At 40.7% G+C, this 19,582-nt stretch carries 18 protein-coding genes; 12 read left to right on the top strand and 6 right to left on the bottom strand.

Annotation, left to right across the window (positions count from 1 at the left end; translation table 11 throughout):
• The first annotated feature begins 121 nt into the window (after positions 1-121).
• The 6 genes from AB1488_02615 (at position 122) to AB1488_02590 (ending at position 4,828) form a co-directional block, all read left to right on the top strand.
• Complete coding sequence (locus AB1488_02615; GenBank protein ID MEW6408991.1) at positions 122-394, top strand: HU family DNA-binding protein; 273 nt, start codon at positions 122-124, stop codon at positions 392-394.
• Between the two features lie 161 nt (positions 395-555).
• Complete coding sequence (locus AB1488_02610) at positions 556-981, top strand: transcriptional repressor (protein ID MEW6408990.1); 426 nt, start codon at positions 556-558, stop codon at positions 979-981.
• 188 nt (positions 982-1,169) lie between these two features.
• Positions 1,170-3,149, top strand: a complete 1,980-nt coding sequence (feoB, locus tag AB1488_02605; protein ID MEW6408989.1) for a ferrous iron transport protein B — start codon at positions 1,170-1,172, stop codon at positions 3,147-3,149.
• Positions 3,150-3,216: 67 nt separating this feature from the next.
• Positions 3,217-3,858, top strand: a complete 642-nt coding sequence (locus AB1488_02600; protein MEW6408988.1) for a metal-dependent transcriptional regulator — start codon at positions 3,217-3,219, stop codon at positions 3,856-3,858.
• Positions 3,859-3,909: 51 nt separating this feature from the next.
• Positions 3,910-4,068, top strand: coding sequence for a twin-arginine translocase TatA/TatE family subunit (locus AB1488_02595; GenBank protein MEW6408987.1), 159 nt, complete (start codon positions 3,910-3,912; stop codon positions 4,066-4,068).
• Entirely contained in the window at positions 4,043-4,828 is a 786-nt protein-coding gene (locus AB1488_02590) for a cyclic nucleotide-binding domain-containing protein (GenBank protein ID MEW6408986.1), read from the top strand. Before AB1488_02595 ends, AB1488_02590 begins: the two co-directional genes overlap by 26 nt.
• A gap of 1 nt (position 4,829) precedes the next feature.
• Here the strand turns inward: AB1488_02590 and pheT are convergent, their stop codons facing one another.
• The 6 genes from pheT to thrS form a co-directional block, all read right to left on the bottom strand.
• Positions 4,830-6,932, bottom strand: a complete 2,103-nt coding sequence (gene pheT, locus AB1488_02585; protein ID MEW6408985.1) for a phenylalanine--tRNA ligase subunit beta — start codon at positions 6,930-6,932, stop codon at positions 4,830-4,832.
• A gap of 12 nt (positions 6,933-6,944) precedes the next feature.
• Positions 6,945-7,940: a phenylalanine--tRNA ligase subunit alpha gene (gene pheS, locus AB1488_02580; GenBank protein ID MEW6408984.1), complete on the bottom strand. Its 996-nt coding sequence runs from the start codon at positions 7,938-7,940 to the stop codon at positions 6,945-6,947.
• A gap of 34 nt (positions 7,941-7,974) precedes the next feature.
• Entirely contained in the window at positions 7,975-8,325 is a 351-nt protein-coding gene (gene rplT, locus AB1488_02575; protein ID MEW6408983.1) for a 50S ribosomal protein L20, read from the bottom strand.
• Between the two features lie 145 nt (positions 8,326-8,470).
• Positions 8,471-8,665 (bottom strand): 50S ribosomal protein L35, encoded by a 195-nt coding sequence (gene rpmI, locus AB1488_02570; GenBank protein ID MEW6408982.1) that lies wholly within the window; start codon positions 8,663-8,665, stop codon positions 8,471-8,473.
• 28 nt (positions 8,666-8,693) lie between these two features.
• The gene (gene infC, locus AB1488_02565; GenBank protein MEW6408981.1) at positions 8,694-9,200 is read right to left on the bottom strand and encodes a translation initiation factor IF-3; all 507 of its coding nucleotides are present in this window, start codon (positions 9,198-9,200) and stop codon (positions 8,694-8,696) included.
• Positions 9,201-9,249: 49 nt separating this feature from the next.
• Positions 9,250-11,139 (bottom strand): threonine--tRNA ligase, encoded by a 1,890-nt coding sequence (gene thrS, locus AB1488_02560; protein ID MEW6408980.1) that lies wholly within the window; start codon positions 11,137-11,139, stop codon positions 9,250-9,252.
• Between the two features lie 341 nt (positions 11,140-11,480).
• Here thrS and pilB point away from each other — a divergent pair, with 341 nt between their 5' ends.
• The 6 genes from pilB (at position 11,481) to AB1488_02530 (ending at position 19,568) form a co-directional block, all read left to right on the top strand.
• On the top strand, positions 11,481-13,160 hold the full coding sequence (pilB, locus tag AB1488_02555; protein ID MEW6408979.1) for a type IV-A pilus assembly ATPase PilB: 1,680 nt from the start codon (positions 11,481-11,483) through the stop codon (positions 13,158-13,160).
• Positions 13,161-13,192: 32 nt separating this feature from the next.
• Entirely contained in the window at positions 13,193-14,287 is a 1,095-nt protein-coding gene (locus AB1488_02550) for a type IV pilus twitching motility protein PilT (GenBank protein MEW6408978.1), read from the top strand.
• Positions 14,288-14,347: 60 nt separating this feature from the next.
• A complete protein-coding gene (locus tag AB1488_02545; protein MEW6408977.1) occupies positions 14,348-15,508 on the top strand; it encodes a type II secretion system F family protein in 1,161 nt (386 codons plus the stop codon).
• 3 nt (positions 15,509-15,511) lie between these two features.
• Positions 15,512-16,771 (top strand): ATP-binding protein, encoded by a 1,260-nt coding sequence (locus AB1488_02540; protein ID MEW6408976.1) that lies wholly within the window; start codon positions 15,512-15,514, stop codon positions 16,769-16,771.
• 90 nt (positions 16,772-16,861) lie between these two features.
• Positions 16,862-18,220 carry a sigma-54 dependent transcriptional regulator gene (locus AB1488_02535; protein MEW6408975.1) on the top strand — a complete coding sequence of 453 codons (1,359 nt, stop codon included), beginning with the start codon at positions 16,862-16,864 and terminating at the stop codon, positions 18,218-18,220.
• Complete coding sequence (locus AB1488_02530) at positions 18,207-19,568, top strand: pitrilysin family protein (protein ID MEW6408974.1); 1,362 nt, start codon at positions 18,207-18,209, stop codon at positions 19,566-19,568. Before AB1488_02535 ends, AB1488_02530 begins: the two co-directional genes overlap by 14 nt.
• The last annotated feature ends 14 nt before the right edge of the window (positions 19,569-19,582 follow it).

Raw genomic sequence — 19,582 nt, 5'->3', positions numbered from 1 at the left:
CATACAACAAATTTTACCACTTGACAATCGATTATTTTAATGTTATAAATTTTTTGTTTTAGCGTGCCATTTTTCATTACAATCATAAGAGGAAACTTACCTAAAGGAAAGGAGGTAAATTATGACAAAGGCAGATCTGGTGAATAAGATAGCATCTGATGCAAAGGTTAATAAGAGTTCTGCTGAAAAGGCTCTTAACGCCGTCCTCGATGGGATTAAAGGCACTCTGAAGAAGGGTCAGAAGGTTTCACTCATAGGGTTTGGTACATTTTCAGTTCATAGAAGAAAGGCGAGAAAAGGACGTAACCCGAAGACTGGCACAGTAATAAATATACCGGCTACAAAGGTGCCAAAGTTTTCAGCAGGCAAGGCGTTAAAGCATGCTGTAAAGTAATTTAATGCCTCTGTAATAGTCAGGTCATTTTAGAAAAAATAGCGGTGTGATAAAACACACCGCTATTTTTTCTTGACATGATAAAAATTAAATGTTATAAATGAAAATGAAATTCATTTTCTTTATATTGCAATAATATCCTGAGTAGCAGGGGAAGGTAAATGAATAAAAGAGTAAAAGACTTCAATCAATATCTAACAACAATGGGGATGAATCTTACGCATCAGCGAACTGCAATAGCCGATGCATTTTTTTCAACTAAGGGACACGTCAGTACAGAGGAACTATACAGGATTATGAATAAAAAACATCCTCAAATAGGTTATTCTACAGTTTATAGAACACTCAAGTTACTTTCAAAGGGAGGACTTGCAACTGAAAGACATTTTAAAAATGGACATACAAGATATGAACATATTGCCGAGAAAAAACATCACGACCATATAATGTGTCTGAACTGTGGTAAGATAGTTGAATTTGAGAATAAAAAGATAGAAGAACTGCAAAAAGAAATTGCTATTGAACATAACTTTGTTATACATGACCACAAGATGGAACTTTATGGATACTGTCCAAAATGCAGATGAAACTTTAATCTTCTAAAGTAAACCCCGCACCCCACTTTCGCGGGGTGCGAGGACTGCGCGGGTGGGGCTTTAAACCCCACCCCTGCTATATTTTTTTACCCCGCCTAAAAGGCGAGGCTTTCTAGGTGCGGGGTAAATTTTTTAGAAGATTATTGAAAATGATAATTAATTTCAATAAGGAAAACTAAATGCATCAGCATTCTACACCATCATTAAAAGACACAGAAAGAAAAACACCAAAGGTCATCCTTGTTGGTAATCCTAATGTTGGCAAAAGTGCCATCTTCGGGCTCATTACCGGGAAATATGTTACGGTATCAAATTACCCCGGGACTACCGTTGAGGTTACATATGGTAATACAACTATAGGTAAAAGAAGGATGCTGTTCATCGATACTCCTGGGGTTAATACCCTTACACCACTTTCAGAGGATGAAAAGGTTACAAGGGATATATTCTTAAAAGAAAAGCCTTATGCAGTGGTTCAGGTTGCAGATGCAAAGAATCTTAGAAGAACACTCCTCCTTACGGTACAGATTTCGGAAATGGGACTTCCATTAATCCTTGACCTGAATATGGGAGATGAGGCTGAAAGTAGTGGTATTCTTATTAATGAGTCATTGCTTTCAGAGATACTCGGCATCAGCGTTATTTCGACTATAGCGGTACAGAAAAAAGGGATCGAGAAACTCAGAGATTCCCTTTTGCAGCCTCAGAAGTCAAAAATATCAATAAGATATGACGATTTGATTGAAAAAGCCATAGAAGAGATTATTCATCTTCTTCCAGAATCGAATATCTCAAGACGCTCACTTGCCCTTATGATCCTTGCAGGTGATGAGAGTCTGAAGTGGTGGCTTCATTCTGAACTTGATGATAGGATTATTAATCAGATAGAACTTATAAGACAACAACTTCAGTCAAGATATAATCAACCACTGAGCTTGGTTATAAATCAAATGAGGTTGAAAAAAGCGGAGATAATAATAAACAGCGTCTCAAAGAAACTTGGCAGTCAAGGAAGTTTACTCAGTATCAAACTTGGAACATGGTCGATGCATCCTGTAGTGGGATTTCCTATCCTTTTGATTGTTCTCTACGGAATCTACCAGTTTGTCGGTAAATTTGGTGCAGGCACACTTGTTGATCTCCTTGAAGACACCATCTTTGGGAAATACATAAACCCGTGGGCAACAGAAATAGTTACACTACTATTGCCAGTAAAGTTTTTCCAGGAGATTCTCATTGGAGAATACGGGATTATAACAATGGCTATCACATACGCAATAGCTATAGTACTACCAATAACAGGCACTTTCTTCATAGCCTTCGGGATACTTGAAGATTCAGGCTATCTACCACGACTTGCTATGATGTTAAATAGGTTATTCAAATTGATGGGGCTTAACGGAAAAGCAGTCCTTCCCATGGTTCTTGGCCTTGGCTGTGACACAATGGCAACTATGACTACAAGGATACTCGAGACAAAAAAGGAACGGATAATAGTCACATTACTTTTAGCGCTCGGAGTGCCCTGCTCTGCCCAGATTGGTGTTATACTCGGCATGCTCGGTAAACAGCCACCAATAGCGACATATATATGGGGTGGAATAGTTGCAGGTGTTATGATTCTTGTAGGCCTCCTGTCATCCAGGATACTTAAGGGAAAAGAGTCTGATTTTCTGCTTGAACTGCCGCCAATAAGGCAGCCTCACCTGTCAAATCTTTTTGTGAAAACTATTGGAAGGGTTGAATGGTACCTAAGAGAGGCAGTCCCCCTGTTTGTTCTCGGGACAGTGGTATTATTTATCCTTGATAAAATCAAGGTTCTTGGCTGGTTAAAGGATACAGCCTCACCACTGGTTGTAGGATTTCTTGGACTTCCGGCAAAAGCCACCGAGGCATTTATTGTAGGATTTTTAAGAAGAGACTATGGAGCTGCTGGACTCTTTGCCTTGAGCGAACAAGGACTTTTAGATACAACTCAGGTTATAGTCTCACTTGTTACTATAACACTCTTTATCCCCTGCCTTGCAAACTTTTTTATGATAGTCAAGGAAAGGGGAATTAAGATAGCACTCTGGATGGTAGGGTTTATCTTCCCATTTGCCTTTTTAGTTGGTGGGATATTAAACTGGATCTTAAGGACGGTGAATATCGTCTTTTAAGGATTAAAAATTTAATGGGTTGAATCTATACCCACAGATATGATATAAGATTTTAAAAGGAGATTCTATGAATCAGCAGAGCCTTGATGAGATACTTGAGCTTATATGGATATTAAGGGAAGAAGGGATATCAGGCGTTAAAGAGTTGATTAAAAGAGTAGAGGAAGATGATATAGAAAAATTGCTCGAACATCTTGTTGAAGAAGGTTTTATTGAGATATCGGGGGACACTGTCAGGTTTAAAAAAGAAGGAGAAAAGCGGGCAAGTGATATAATAAGGCGCCATCGTCTTGCAGAAAGGCTTTTTGCCGATGTCTTTGAACTCGATATAGATGAGTCTACAGCCTGCCAGTTTGAACATATTCTCGACTCAAGGGTAGCAGATAGTATATGCACCTTACTCGGACACCCGCCAGTGTGTCCTCATGGACGTCCTATCCCGAGAAACGAATGTTGTAATAAATTCAGTATTGAGGTAAAATCTCTGATCCTGAGACTCAGCGACCTCGATATCGGAGAAAGTGGTAAGATCGTCTTTATGGTTCCTTCAGACCATAATCGTCTTGATCGTCTCGGTGCACTTGGCGTAATACCTGGGACAATAGTAAAACTTCACCAGAAAAACCCAACATTTGTCATACAGATAGACGAAACAACAATTGCCCTCGATTCAGAGATAGCACGAGAAATCTATGTAAAAAAAGTGTAATTCTGCCAAAAAATCTTTACAAATCGATAAATATAGGGTATAAAATAACAAATGGGGCTGTTAGAATTATTATTGATTATATTGATAATTATGGTATTACTCCGTCCAAAGAAAATCCCTGAGATTGGAACGGGTTTTGGGAGGTTGGTTTCATACCTAAAAAAAGGAATTGGCAGGAAAAAAGATGATCTGGGGAAAGAAGGAAAGTAGAGAGACGATACACGAAACCTTTCTCAATAATATGAGAAAAGGGAAATGGAAGAATGCCATTGATGAGATGAAGAAACTTATAGCCATGGAGTCAGAGAACGCCATGTTCCATCTGAGGCTCGGTGACATATATTCGAGGATAAATGAGTTAACAAATGCTGTTAAATCATACTTTACTGCTGGTGAACTTTTTGAGAAGAAGGGTTTTGCCATCAAGGCAATCACGACATATAAGATGATTTTGAAGCTTGATCCTGCCTCTGGGGATGCCACAAGAAAACTTTCTATTCTGTGTGGACAACCTGAACTTGCTGCAATGGTAGCTACACCGAAGGCAGGAGAAGAACTTGTCACCAAGCTATCTCTGTTTACAGACTTCAGTGAAGACGATATTACCTCCCTTTACAAGACGATGATACAACGGAAAGTTACTGCAGGTACGCCTATTATCAGAGAAGGCGAGTATGGAGATTCCATATATATAATAAAACAGGGAAAAGTGAGTGTTACTACAAGTTTTGATGATAAGGAGATACAATTAGCCATATTGATAGAAAACGATTTCTTCGGTGAAGGCAGTGTGCTTACAGGAAAACCGAGGATTGCTACAGTTACTGCCGAAACAGAGTGTGAGATCTTTGAGCTCAAAAAAGAAGTTCTTGAAGGACTTATAAAAAAATATCCGAGGATGTGGGAGATACTTTATGGTGTATTTGAAACACGGATGCAGGATACCGCATCGAAAATCACACAGATATGATTTATCCCCTCATCTCTGCCCCGAACTCATTCTTCAGTCTTTCAGAGACCTGTTGATGTAAGGCGTTTACCTCTTCGTCTGTAAGGCTCCTGTCCTTAGAACGGTATCTTATAGAGAACGCAAGACTCTTCTTTCCCTCGGGCACAGGACTGCCAGTATAAAGGTCGAATATATGAACCTCCTCTATCAGTTCAGCCCCATCTTTCATTATCAGCTCTATGATCTTATCAGCAGGAAGATCAATGGGTATAAAAATAGCCATGTCTCGTTTGACTGATGGAAATCGTGGAATCTGCTTGAAGGTTATCTTTTTCTCAGAGTATTCAACAAGCCTACTAAAATCTATCTCAAAGATATATACATTTTCATTTATTCCGTATGACTCAGCAACATCAGGATGTACTTCACCCAGGTAACCAATCTCACTATCTTTTATCCATACCCTTGCCAACCTCCCTGGATGCAGAAGATGTAAATCGTGCCCCTCAGATGGGATAAATCGGTGGTTCTTAATTCTGAGCCCTTGCATCAACATTTCCACAGTACCCTTCATGTCGAAAAAATCAACCTTTTGTGTTTTCTCGCTCCAGTGTGTGATACTCCTCTGTCCTACCAGAAGTCCTGATAGATAAACAGGCTCGTAGGGAAGTGAATCTTTATTTATGGGATGAAATACCTTACCAATCTCAAATATCCTGAGGTTGACGGCTTCCCTGTTTATGTTCCAGACAGCGTTTTTAAGGAGTCCAGGGATGAGGGTTGTTCTCATTATTGCCTGTTCCTCACTCAATGGGTTTCTGAGGCTTATATACCTTTGAGTCCCCAAAAAGTCTTTCGACTTCTTGGGGTGCTCCTCAGATGAATGATATAATCTCTCAAGTTCCACCTTACCTATAAAGCTATAATTGATTACCTCTGTGAAACCATCTCCTTTTAGCAACATTCTGACAGTCCTCATGGCTCTCCTGAGGTTATTATCTCTAGCAGGTATAATTTTACTCTGAGGAATAGTAGTAGGTATATTTTCATACCCAAAGATACGGGCAATCTCCTCTATCAGGTCAATCTCTCTGTTTAGATCACCCCTGAAAGAAGGTGGTGTTACATTCAATGTGCCATCGGTATCATCTGTGATGGCAGTGCTGATACTTTTAAGTATCTTTTTTGTCTCTGTCTCTGATAGGGTTGTGCCGAGTATTTTATTAATGCGATTGATCCTCAGCCTTACCTTCTTACACTGGATAACCTTCGGATAATTATCTATCCTTCCTGCAGCAACCTTACCTCCCGTAATCTTCTGAATCAACTCAGATGCCCTCTCAAGTGCCTCGATGACCCCCTCTATGTCTGTTCCACGCTCAAACCTGTAAGATGATTCTGTTTTCAGACCGAGTCTCCTTGATGTTCTTCTCACCGATGCAGGATTAAAGTATGCACTCTCGAGAAGCACATTTTTTGTGGTAAGTCTGACCTCAGATTCAAGTCCACCCATTACACCGGCAATTGCGACTGCTTTTTTCATATCACGGATAGTCAACATTGAGCCGTCAAGTATCCTTTCAATCCCATCGAGGGTTAGGAACCGTTCTCCTTCATCTGCCCTCCTAACTACTATTCTCCTACCTTCGAGACAATCGTAGTCAAATGCATGAAGGGGATGCCCCATCTCTAATAAAACATAATTTGTGATATCTACAACATTGTTTATTGGTCTGAGGCCTGACGATTCGAGTCTCTTTTTGATCCATTCTGGTGACTCTGTTATCCTGACATCCATTATAATCCTTGATGCATATCTCTGACAGAGGTCAGGTTCATAGATCTCTACGGAGGCTAATCTACTAACAGGAACGGTATCTTCAGGGACTATTATCTCAGGTAGCCGCAATTCGGCACCTGTAATTACAGAGATTTCTCTCGCAATACCGACGATGCTGAGACAGTCTGCTCTGTTCGGTGTAACATTAATATCTAAGATTGTATCATCTTCTCTTTGATGGATTCCTTCGACCTCAAGTCCGGTCATTGTAAGTCGTAATGCAAGTTCCTCAGGGGAAAAATTGATTTTGGTAAACTCCTTAAGCCAGTTAAAACTTACTAACATCCCTCATACCTCTTAAAACTGTTCCAGAAATCTCATATCATTTTCAAAAAAAAGTCTTATATCATCAATGCCAAACTTAAGCATAGCAATCCGTTCCACGCCCATACCGAAGGCAAAACCTGTATATCTTTCAGCGTCATAATTAACCATCTTGAATACATTGGGGTCAATCATGCCAGCACCGAGTATCTCAATCCATCCTGTCATTTTACATACACGGCATCCAGTTCCGTTACATAATAAGCACCTGATATCGACCTCTGCACTCGGTTCTGTAAATGGGAAGAAACTCGGCCTGAAACGGATACCAGCCTCTTTTCCAAACATCATGTGTGCAAATGCTTCAAGAATTCCCTTAAGGTCTCCAAAACTCACCTCTTCATCTACCATAAATCCCTCGACCTGATGAAACATAGGGGTGTGGGATATATCAGCATCACAACGATATACCTTGCCAGGGGCTACGATCTTCAATGGAGGAATCTGTTTTTCCATCGTCCTTATCTGTACAGGGGAGGTATGAGTTCTAAGGAGTATATCATCTGTTATATAAAAGGTATCCTGCATATCCCTTGCAGGATGATCTATCGGGATATTTAATGCCTCAAAATTGTAATAATCAAGTTCAACCTCAGGACCCTCTTCCACAGTAAATCCAAGGGATAGAAATATCTCTATAATCTCTTCAAGAACTCGTGTTATCGGATGTAGAATACCCCTTTTTCTTATTCTGCCCGGAAGCGTTATATCAAGACGCTCCTGCTTGATAGATTCAGCCTTTTGTCTCGTTTTTATAAGAATAATTTTATCCTGCAGGAGGCTCTCGATGTATAACTTGACCTCATTAGCTATCTTTCCGACTGCAGGTCTTTCGTCGGATGGTAACTTTCCCAGATCTTTGATGATTTGTGTAAGCCTGCCTTTTCTACCGAGATAAAATACCCGCAGGTGGTTTACTTCTTCTATATCATCTGTGCCGGATATGGCTGATTCTGCATCTGACCTTATTTTTTTGAGCAGATTCTTCAACTCATCTCCGCTTTTATTGTCCTTTTGCTATGGATGCAAGACGGCTGAATTCTGAAGGATTATTAACAGCTATATCGGATAGTACCTTTCTATTAAGCAGGATATTAGCCCTTCTGAGACCTGAGATAAACCTGCTGTAACTTATATCATTCAGACGGGCTGCTGCGTTAATCCGTGCAATCCAGAGCCCCCTGAAATCCCTTTTTCTTGCCCTTCTATCTCTGTAGGCGTAGCTCGCTGCTTTGTCAACGGCTTCTGTAGCGGTTCTGAACAATCTGCTCCTGCCGCCATAGTATCCTCTTGCGAGCTTGAGTATAGCCTTTCTTCTTCTCCTTGTCTTGAATCCACCTTTTACCCTCGGCATTTTTCTTCACCCCCATAATATAATATTTTCCACCCCCTCACTCCTTCCCTCTCCCCTGAGGGGAGAGGACTTCGTCGTGAGACTTCGGCGTAAGCTCAGTCAAACGCTCAGTCGAACGATTAAGGTGAGGGGGAATTTTCGTTATCTAACCATACGGCAGAAGGCGTTTTATCGAAGTCTCCTCTGCCTTTGAAACGAGAGTTGATACCCTCAGCCTTCGTGCCCTTTTTGATGATTTACCTGTAAGCAGATGGCTTGCATAAGCCCTCGATCTTTTTACCTTGCTTTTTGCTGTGAACTTAAACCTTTTGGCAGCACCCCTGTGGGACTTGAGTTTCACCTTTATTAAACCTCCTTATTTTGCATTTTCATTTTGGTGTTAGAAATAAAATCATGTTATTCCCTTCTAACTTATATGAGGATTCTAAATTACATACAGACGCAACCTCATTAGAGATCTTCTCAAGCATAGATCTGCCATAATCCATATGTGTAATCTCTCTTCCTCTAAACATCACGGTAACCTTTACTTTATATTTATCGGTTAGAAACTCCCTTATACGGCGTATCTTATGTTCAAGGTCATGTTTATCAATGTGAGGTCTTACTTTTATTTCTTTTACCTGCATCATTCTCTGATGCTGTCTTAAGGCATGCGTTTTTTTGCTCTGCTCATATTTGTATTTCCCATAATTCATTATACGACACACAGGCGGATTTGCCATCGGTGCTACTTCAACCAGATCGAGTCCAAACTCTTCAGCCTTTTTCAATGCCTCTTTTGAAGACATTATCCCAAGCTGTTTTCCATCTGGAGCTACGACCCTTACCTCTTTTGCAGAGATAGATTTATTGACTTTTGCTTCCTGACTTATCTTTCCACCTCCTGAGATTCAATAAAGTCTCTGAGACTTTTTTTGGATGTTACTCGTGCCTTTTTTCTGTAATTTCCTGTTTAATCCTCTCCTTGATTTCAGACAATGTCATAATACCGAGGTCTATCCTACCCCTTACTCTCACCGATACAGTTTCCGTCTCCACTTCGTGGTCTCCGATGATAAACATATACGGAACCTTTTGAAGAGACGCCTCTCTAATTTTGAAGCCTACTTTTTCATTGCGGCTATCCACCTCAGTCCTTACGCCTTCTTCCTTTAATCTTTCTGCAATCTGCGTTGCATAGGCAGTAGATCTATCTGTCACCGTAAGAACCTTTACCTGAACAGGAGAGAGCCATAACGGAAATGCACCTTTATAATGTTCTATAAGGATACCTAAAAACCTCTCTAAAGAGCCCATCAATGCCCTGTGAATCATAATTGGCTGGTGTCCTAATCCATCATCTCCTCTGTATGTGATAGAAAACCTCTCTGGAAGATTAAAATCCACCTGTATTGTGCTGCACTGCCATGCCCTTCCAATGACATCCTTTACCTTTATATCAATCTTTGGTCCGTAGAATACACCTTCTCCAGGGTCAGTCTGATAAGCAAGCCCTTTAGTTTCAAGCGCGGTTCTCAGCGCCTCTGTTGCCTTTTCCCAGTTCTCAGGGCTTCCTACAAATTTTTCTGGCATCGTAGAAAGATAAATGTCATATTCTTTAAATCCAAATGTTCTCAACAGGTAAAGTGTAAGATCAAGTATATCGAGTATTTCGCCTCTGAGCTGATCAGGACGGCAAAAGATATGAGCATCATCCTGCGTAAATCCTCTTACCCTGAGCAATCCGTGGAGGACACCTGAGCGCTCATAACGATATACTGTGCCAAGTTCAGCATATTTTACGGGAAGATCCCTGTAACTTCTGAGTGTAGATTTATATATCATGATGTGAAAAGGACAGTTCATTGGTTTTGTCTCATAATATATTCCGTCCACATCTATAGGAGAATACATGTTATCTCTGTAGAATTCCCAGTGACCACTTTCCTTCCAGAGCTCAAGTCTTGCTATATGTGGGGTGTAGACAATCTCATAGCCTGCTCTGCTGTGCCCTTCTACCCAGAAGTCTTCGATAATACGCCTTATAATAGCTCCCCTCGGATGCCACAGAACAAGTCCTGCCCCCACATCTTCATTTATACTGAAGAGGTCGAGTTCTCTGCCGAGTCTTCGGTGGTCTCTAAGTTTTATTTCTTCGAGTCTCTTAAGATACTTATCCAGTCCTTCAGCAGTTTCAAAAGATGTTCCGTATATCCGCTGAAGCATCTTGTTCTTCTCATCGCCTTTCCAGTAAGCCCCAGCCACACCGAGGAGCTTAAATGCCTTTATCATTCCTGCAGATGGAAGATGAGGACCGGCACAGAGATCAGTAAAATCACCCTCTTCATATGCCGAGATATCATCGCTATCACCGAGCTCATTTATCAGCTCCAACTTATATGGTTCTCCGAGTTCTGCAAAGAGCCTTAATGCCTCTTCCTTTGAAAGTATCTTTCTCTTGAAAGGTCTATCTGCCCTTATGATTTCATCCATTTTTTTCTCTATCTTCTCAATGTCCTCAGGGGTGAATGACCTATCGTAATCAAAATCATAGTAAAAGCCATCTGGGATGGCAGGACCAATTGCTAATTTGGCATCTGGATACAATTCCTTAACAGCATGTGCCATTACATGGGATGTGCTGTGACGGTAGATATCCCTGCCTTCTTGAGAGTCGATGGTAATAAGTTCGATCTCCGCATCTTTATTTATCTCGGTTGTTAGATCCACAAGCCTGCCATTTAACCTTGCGGCTACAACCATGGAGCCACCCAAAAATCTTGGGATACTACCATCCCCAAAAAATCTACGACTTTGCCTTCTTTTAGCCATTTCAATCAATAGAAAAGGCATCATATGTGAATTTATGATGCCTTAAATAAGACGCCATCACCATCAAACATTCAGCGTTTCCCAGCCCCAGGCACTGTATAATCTTAATTTTTCTATTCGATTCCCCCTTATAATATCTATCTATTTTGGTTTAATTTTAAACATTTTTTTCCATACAAGTCAACAATTTTTTGTGGGCTTATTCTATTATCTGGATTTTCCTTGACACTAACATTAGCTGATAATAAAATAATTAGAGGATTAAAGGGCTTAAGGATTAGAGGGGTAAATGGAGGGTAAATGTGCTGAAAGGAACTAATATAATTGGCAGACTTGGCACGATGCTTGTGTCTGCCAACCTCATTACTGAAGAGCAATTAAAGAAGGCGCTTGAACTTCAGAAGAAAGAGGGTGGAAGGCTCGGTTCGAACCTCATAAAACTCGGATTTATTGACGAGGAGAAACTGGCAAACTTCTTGGGTAAACAATACGGTATACCTTCTGTAAACCTTGCCCAATATGAGATCGACCCTTCTGTTGTAAAACTTGTGCCATTTGATGTAGCACAGAAATACCAGTTAATACCTGTTGAGAGGAAAGGTGCATCACTATCAGTTGCAATGGTAGATCCATCTAATGTATTCGCCATAGACGATATAAAATTTCTTACAGGATATAATGTTAACCCCATGGTAGCAACAGAATCATCAGTAAAAGCTGCGATAACAAAATATTACGAGCAGGTAGAGGCACTCGAATCAATGCTTGAGAGCCTCAAGGTTGAGGATAATGGGCTGGATATTATCCACGAGGAAGAGGAATCTGTAAACCTCAGTGAGCTTAAGCAGGCAGTTGAGGAGGCACCTGTTGTTAAGCTTGTTAACATGATACTTTCCGATGCAGTAGCCAAGAGGGCAAGTGACATACATATAGAACCTTACGAAAAAACATTCCGTATAAGATTCAGGGTTGATGGCGTTCTTTATGATGTAATGCAACCACCAAAGAGGTTGAAGGCAGCAATAACCTCAAGGATAAAGATTATGTCGGAACTTGATATATCTGAGAGGAGGCTCCCGCAGGATGGAAGGATAAAACTCAGGATGAAGGGGAAAGAGATAGACCTCAGGGTCTCAACTATCCCGACTCTTTTTGGTGAAAAGATAGTTATGAGGCTTCTTGATAAGAGCAACCTCATGCTTGACATGACAAGACTTGGCTTTGAAGAAAAGGCTCTCAAAGACTTTCAAGAGGCGATTTCTGCACCTTATGGCATGGTACTTGTTACAGGTCCTACAGGTAGTGGCAAATCTACAACCCTATATTCGGCACTGAATACATTAAACAATATTGATGTAAACATAATGACCGCAGAGGACCCTGTGGAATATAACCTTATGGGTATAAATCAGGTCCAGATGAAAGAAGAGATAGGGCTTAATTTTGCAGCCGCCCTTCGATCATTCTTGAGGCAGGACCCTGATATAATAATGGTCGGTGAGATAAGGGATTACGAGACTGCAGAGATAGGGGTCAAGGCTGCGCTGACAGGGCACCTTGTTCTAAGCACCCTACACACAAATGATGCCCCGAGCACGATAAACCGATTGCTGAATATGGGTATCGAGCCATTTCTTGTCGCATCATCAGTTCTGCTGATTGTTGCACAAAGGCTTGCAAGAAAGATATGCCAGAACTGTAAAGAAGAAGAAAAATACCCTCTGCAAAGCCTTATCGAATTGGGTTTCACTGAAGAGGAAGCTGAAACTGTTACATGCTATAAAGGTAAAGGCTGTGATATATGCGGTGGCACAGGATATAAAGGACGTATTGCCCTTTATGAAGTAATGCCGGTTAAAGAAGAAATCAGGGAGTTGATACTTCAGGGTGCCAATGCTACAGAGATCAAGAAAACTGCTGCAAGGTTGGGGATGAATACCCTCAGGATGAGTGGACTCACAAAGATAAAAGAGGGTATTACTACTGTTGGGGAAGTAATGAGGGTATCATTCGCGGATTAAATGACTAAGGATTAAGGGGTGTTGAACAGATTATGGCGTCGTTAGAGGAATTCTTGCATATAATGGTTCAGCGGGAGGCATCTGATCTCCATATTACGACTGGCATTCCGCCAACACTTCGCATAGATGGAAAACTTACCCCACTTGAAGGACATCCTCCCTTGACCGCAGCAGAGACAAAGGCACTCTGTTACAGTATATTGACAGATGCGCAGAAACATAAGTTCGAGGCAAATAATGAACTTGACCTCTCTTTTGGTGTAAAGGGACTGAGCCGATTCAGGGCGAATATATTTGTTCAAAGAGGAGCGGTTGCAGGTGCATTCAGGACGATTCCCTTTAAGATATTTACATTTGCTGAGCTTGGTCTTCCTCCAATCATAGAGGATCTGGTAAGAAAACCGAGGGGATTGATACTCGTAACAGGTCCTACAGGCAGTGGTAAATCAACTACCCTGGCGGCGATGATAGATAAGATAAATAACGAGAGACACGAGCATATCGTTACTATAGAGGATCCCATAGAGTATCTTCATACACATAAAAAATGTCTTATAAACCAGCGGGAGGTAAATGCAGATACATTCTCTTTTAAAAATGCCCTGAAATATATTCTGAGGCAGGACCCCGATGTTGTCCTGATAGGTGAAATGAGAGACCTTGAAACGATAGAGGCAGCCCTGACGATCTCTGAGACAGGGCATCTTACCTTTGCAACCCTCCATACCAATTCTGCGGTTCAGACCATAAATCGTATAATAGATGTCTTTCCACCTCATCAGCAAGAGCAGATCAGGGTGCAGATCTCATTTGTGCTCGAGGGTGTAATATCACAGCAGCTTATAACTAAGAAGTCGGGTGGAAGGGCACTTGCAGTTGAAATCCTTGTGCCAAACGCTGCTATTAGAAACCTGATAAGAGAAGATAAGGTTCATCAGATATACTCAATGATGCAGACAGGACAGGCGAAGTTTGGTATGCAGACAATGAACCAGGCACTTTTTGATCTCTACTCTAAGGGACTGATATCTTATGAAGATACTGTTGGCAGGTCAACGGTTCCAGATGAGATGATCATGATGCTCGAAAGGGCATCAAAGGAACCGACTGCAGTGAAGAGGTTTTAATTGCCAAGCGTTTATAAATGGTCAGGTAAGACAAGGGCAGGTGCTGTCCAGAGCGGGGAGATGACCGCAAACACAAAAGAGGAGGTTATCGCCTATCTCAGGAGGCAGAGTATCCTGCCGACATCTGTAAAGGTAAAGCCGGGTGCTGTTACCATAAAAATGCCATGGGGTCGTGGTGGACCTAAGGTTAAAGATAAAGATATTGTCATATTTACAAGGCAATTTGCTACCATGATTGATGCGGGGCTTCCACTGGTGCAGTGCCTTGATATACTTGAAAAACAGACAGAAAACAAAATGCTTGCCAAGGCACTTGGAGAGATAAAGACTGAGGTGGAGAGCGGTGCAACCTATGCCGATGCCCTGAGAAAGTACCCTAAGATATTCAATGATCTCTATGTAAATATGGTTGCTGCGGGTGAGACTGGTGGTATACTCGACACCATACTTAACAGGTTGTCGCAATATATAGAAAAAGCGATGAAGTTGAAAAAGAAGGTGAAAGGGGCAATGATTTATCCATCGGTAATAATATCTGTTGCTATTATTGTAGTTGCTGTCATCATGGTCTTTGTTGTCCCCACATTTGCAAGGATGTTCAAGGAGATGGGTGGAACGCTCCCTATGCCAACACAGCTTGTAATAAACATCAGTGACTTCATAGCTGGCATCGGAGGATTAATAATATTACTTACCATCGTTGCATCTATCGTCTTCATCGTCCAGTTTCGCAGGACCCCTAAGGGCAAGAGAACCTTTGATGACATCATGTTAAAAATGCCGATATTCGGTATACTCATCAAAAAGATCGCTGTTGCAAAGTTTACGAGAACCCTCGGCACACTTATATCAAGCGGTGTCTCTATCATGGATGCACTTGAGATTACAGCAAAGACTGCAGGCAACAAGATAGTAGAAGAGGCAGTTATAAAGACAAGGATTGCGGTAAGCGAGGGTAAAACTCTATCAGAACCACTCATAAAGACAGGTGTCTTTCCACCGATGGTAACACAGATGATTTCAGTAGGTGAATCAACAGGTGGACTTGATACAATGCTCGGTAAGATAGCAGATTTCTATGATGACGAGGTAGATAATGCTGTGGCGAACCTGACTGCCATGCTTGAGCCAATGTTGATGATATATCTTGGCATAACCGTTGGCTTTATTGTAATTGCTATGTATCTCCCAATCTTCAAGTTCGCATCGCTCGTCCAGTAAGTTATGGAATGGATTGTCGAAGAAAACCTTTATCCAAGGCTAAAATGGCTTATAATCCTCAGGGTAATCTTTGTAACATTGCTTCTTGGTTCATCTGTAGTATTTGAGGTAGGTCAAAGACGATTTTATGATTCTTCTCTTTTGAATGCGATTATTATAGTTACATATTTACTCTCAATCCTTTATGCTATCTTTTTAAAGAATGTAAAACTCCACAGAATTTCTGCCTATACCCAGATTGCAGGGGATGTTGCCATCGAAACAGGACTCGTTTATATAACAGGTGGTATTGAAAGCTGGTTTTCTTTTACATACCTGCTTACTATAATAGCTGGAGGCATCCTTCTTTATGCGAAAGGTGGCTATTTAGCTGCATCACTAAGCAGTATCTTTTACGGTGGATTGATTGATCTGCAATTTTATTCTTTTCTCCCCTTACTTCCCGATGTGTATCTTGAAGAAAAGGAATACCTATACAACATATTCATTCACATTATTGCCTTTTTCCTTGTTGCATATCTTAGCAGCAGTCTTGCAGATAGATTGAGGAAAAAAACAGCGGAGTTGAAGAAAAAAGAGGAGGAATTAAGGGACAAGGAGAAGATGGCTGCTATCGGTGAACTATCGCAATGGATTGCACATGAGATAAGAAACCCATTAGCCTCTTTGAGTGGTTCGATTCAGATGCTCAGGGAAGAACTTCTACTGGACGAGAAGAGCCGACGACTCATGGAGATTGCATTGAATGAGATGGATAGATTAAACACGATAATAACAGATTTCTTGAATTACGCAAAACCAAGATCTTTATCTTTACAGTTATGTGAACTGAATACTATAATAACAGAGATGATAACACTCCTGAGAAATTCAAGAGATTACAATGAAGGAATAAAGATAATCGAAGATCTCTATCAGGGCAAACTTGAACTTCTACTTGACCCTGCTCAGATCAAAGAGGTCTTATGGAATCTCTATATGAACGCTATTCAGGCAATGCCAGATGGTGGATTACTTATTGTATCATCCATGAAAGAGACAGATGGATTTGTAGAACTTAGATTTTCAGATACTGGATACGGAATAAAAAGAGAAGACCTTAAAAGAATATTTTATCCATTCTTTACTACTAAGAACAATGGCTCTGGCTTGGGACTTGCTATCGTGCATCGGATTGTTGAAGAACATGGTGGAAAGATAAGGGTAGAGAGTAAAGAGGGGAAAGGGACAACATTCAAGGTTTATCTGCCGATGAAAATTTAAAATTAAAAATGCAAAATTCAAAATTAAAGATCATGAAATTCATTTATTTTAAATTTTTAACTTTGAATTTTGAATTGAGCGTAGCGATACATGGCTAAGATATTAGTAGTAGACGACGAAAAAGGAATGCGGGATGTTTTACAGTTTATACTTGAGAAGGAAGGATATAATATCTCTGTTGCAGATAGTGGTGAAAAGGCAGTGGAGATTCTAAAAAAAGAGATATTTGATCTTGTGATTACAGATATAAGAATGCAAGGGATAGACGGTATAAAGGTTCTTAAGACAACAAAAGAGTTATCACCAGAGACTATTGTCTTGATGATTACAGCCTTTGCATCAGTCGAATCAGCCAGAGAAGCACTTACAGCAGGGGCATACGATTACATAACCAAGCCATTCAATGTCAATGAGATAAGACTGGTTATTAAGAATGCACTTGAGAAAAAGCAACTAAGAAAGGAGAATATCCTCCTAAAACAGGAGCTGAGAAGACGGTTTGGTATTGAGAATATCATTGGTAAAAGCCCCGCAATGCAAAATCTCTTCTCTTTAATACAGAAGGTAGCTACAACCATGAGCAGTGTGCTTATTACTGGAGAGAGTGGCACAGGGAAAGAGATTGTGGCGAGAGGCATACATAGTTTAAGCCAGAGGACAGAGGCGCCCTTTGTGGCTATAAACTGTGGTGCTATGCCAGAGACACTCCTCGAGAGTGAACTCTTCGGACACATGAAGGGGTCTTTTACAGGTGCTATTTCAAATAAAAAGGGTCTCTTTGAGATTGCTGATAGTGGAACAATATTCCTTGATGAAATAGGGGAGACACCACAATTTATTCAGGTCAAACTCCTCAGGTTTCTTGAAGACCACACTTTCAGAAGAATCGGTGGAACAGAGGATATCGGTGTAGATGTAAGGATAATAGCAGCAACAAACCGGGATTTGAAGGATGACATCCTAAATGACAGATTTAGAGAAGATCTTTACTACAGACTCAATGTCATCCCTATTCATATTCCTCCACTTAGGGAACGTCGTGAAGATATACCTCTTCTTATAGAATATTTTCTGAAGAAATACTCCCCTCACAGGACTAAACGCTTATCACCAGAAGCAATGGATGTAATGCTTAAGGCAGATTGGAAAGGAAATGTAAGAGAACTTGAGAATACAATTGAGAGGATTGTAGCATTGACAGATGATGAGGTTATACAACCCATTCATTTACCAGAAGAAGTTAGGCAGGAAAGGCTCTCAGGTCAATTACTTCAGACCGATATGCCGGAGGAAGGCATCTACCTTGATAGTATAGTGAGAGATGTTGAAAAGGATCTACTCTTAAAGGCACTCAGGGCAGCAGATGGCGTAAAAACAAAAGCAGCAAGACTTTTGAATATAAGTTTCAGATCGCTGAGACACAGGTTGAAGAAATATGGAATCGAGTAAGATAGGATTATGGATTAAAGCGATAAGGGGTAATCTTATTCCTTTAATCCTTACCCCTTTAATCCTGTTTTCACTGTTCACTGTTCTCCATGCTGGTGAAGTTAAAGAGACCATACTGCCAAATGGACTTAAGGTGTTAACTCTATCAGACAATCGGATTCCTATCGTTACATTTCAGGTATGGTATAAGGTTGGCTCAAGGAATGAACCTTCAGGTAAGACAGGGATGTCTCATCTGCTTGAGCATATGATGTTTAAAGGAACAGATAAGATTAAACCAACCGAGTTTTCAAAGATAATACAGAGAAATGGTGGAAGAGATAATGCCTTTACAACAAAGGATTATACTGCTTATTATCAGATACTTGCATCAGACAGGCTGCACATCTCACTCGATCTTGAGGCTGACAGGATGGTAAACCTCCGCCTTGAACCTAAAGAGGTGGCATCAGAAAAGGATGTAGTCGCTGAAGAAAGAAGAATGAGGTATGAAGACGACCCTCAGAATACTGCTTATGAAGAACTTCTATCAGTTGCTTACAAAACCCATCCTTACAGAAATCCTGTAATTGGCTGGATGTCAGACATCAAATCTATAACGAGAGAAGACCTCTATAACTATTATAAAACTTATTATGCCCCTAATAATGCAACCATAGTTGTTGCAGGTGATTTTGATACCCAGAGCCTTCTCCGCAATATTGAAAAACACTTTGGCTCACTCCGGCCTGCAAATATTCCACCACAAGAGGCCCCCGCTGAACCTCAACAAAAGGGAGAACGAAGGATAAAGATTAAGAAAGAGGCTGAACTCCCTTATCTTATTGCAGGTTATCATGTCCCAACGCTGAAGGATAAAGACGGTTATGCCCTCGAGGTTCTCTCAACCATACTTTCGAGTGGTAAAAGCTCCAGAATTTACAGGAATCTCGTATATGAAAAACAGATAGCACTATACGCAGGTGGGGATTATTCAGGGCTGTCAAAGGACTCTACGCTTTTTTATCTTTATGCTGCCGCAACTATAGGAAAGGACATACAAATGGTTGAAGACTCACTTTACAATGAGATTGAACGATTTAAAAAAGAATATGTATCAGATAAAGAACTCGAGAAGGCAAAAAACCAGATAGAAGCATCGTTTCTTATGTCTCAGGATTCTATATTCTTTCAGGCTGAATTACTCGGGATGGCTGAAAGTCTCGGTGACTGGAGGTATATAGAGAAATATCTGCCAGGAATAAGGGCTGTAACAAAGGAAGATATTCAGATGGTTGCAAAAAAATATCTCAACGAGGATAACAGGACAGTAGCTATTCTTGTTCCTGTGAGAAGGACAGAGAATTAGTGGTCAGAAGTAAA

The sequence above is a fragment of the Nitrospirota bacterium genome (assembly GCA_040756155.1).
In the GTDB taxonomy this organism is placed as follows: Bacteria; Nitrospirota; Thermodesulfovibrionia; order JACRGW01; family JBFLZU01; genus JBFLZU01.
This window is presented reverse-complemented; position numbering and strand designations above follow the sequence as displayed.

Coding starts and splice junctions, on each gene's coding strand:
- AB1488_02615 (MEW6408991.1), top strand. CDS start 122: ATGACAAAGGCAGATCTGGTGAATAAGATAGCATCTGATGCAAAGGTT.
- AB1488_02610 (MEW6408990.1), top strand. CDS start 556: ATGAATAAAAGAGTAAAAGACTTCAATCAATATCTAACAACAATGGGG.
- feoB (MEW6408989.1), top strand. CDS start 1,170: ATGCATCAGCATTCTACACCATCATTAAAAGACACAGAAAGAAAAACA.
- AB1488_02600 (MEW6408988.1), top strand. CDS start 3,217: ATGAATCAGCAGAGCCTTGATGAGATACTTGAGCTTATATGGATATTA.
- AB1488_02595 (MEW6408987.1), top strand. CDS start 3,910: ATGGGGCTGTTAGAATTATTATTGATTATATTGATAATTATGGTATTA.
- AB1488_02590 (MEW6408986.1), top strand. CDS start 4,043: ATGATCTGGGGAAAGAAGGAAAGTAGAGAGACGATACACGAAACCTTT.
- pheT (MEW6408985.1), bottom strand. CDS start 6,932: ATGTTAGTAAGTTTTAACTGGCTTAAGGAGTTTACCAAAATCAATTTT.
- rplT (MEW6408983.1), bottom strand. CDS start 8,325: ATGCCGAGGGTAAAAGGTGGATTCAAGACAAGGAGAAGAAGAAAGGCT.
- thrS (MEW6408980.1), bottom strand. CDS start 11,139: ATGGCTAAAAGAAGGCAAAGTCGTAGATTTTTTGGGGATGGTAGTATC.
- pilB (MEW6408979.1), top strand. CDS start 11,481: ATGCTTGTGTCTGCCAACCTCATTACTGAAGAGCAATTAAAGAAGGCG.
- AB1488_02550 (MEW6408978.1), top strand. CDS start 13,193: ATGGCGTCGTTAGAGGAATTCTTGCATATAATGGTTCAGCGGGAGGCA.
- AB1488_02545 (MEW6408977.1), top strand. CDS start 14,348: ATGACCGCAAACACAAAAGAGGAGGTTATCGCCTATCTCAGGAGGCAG.
- AB1488_02540 (MEW6408976.1), top strand. CDS start 15,512: ATGGAATGGATTGTCGAAGAAAACCTTTATCCAAGGCTAAAATGGCTT.
- AB1488_02535 (MEW6408975.1), top strand. CDS start 16,862: ATGGCTAAGATATTAGTAGTAGACGACGAAAAAGGAATGCGGGATGTT.
- AB1488_02530 (MEW6408974.1), top strand. CDS start 18,207: ATGGAATCGAGTAAGATAGGATTATGGATTAAAGCGATAAGGGGTAAT.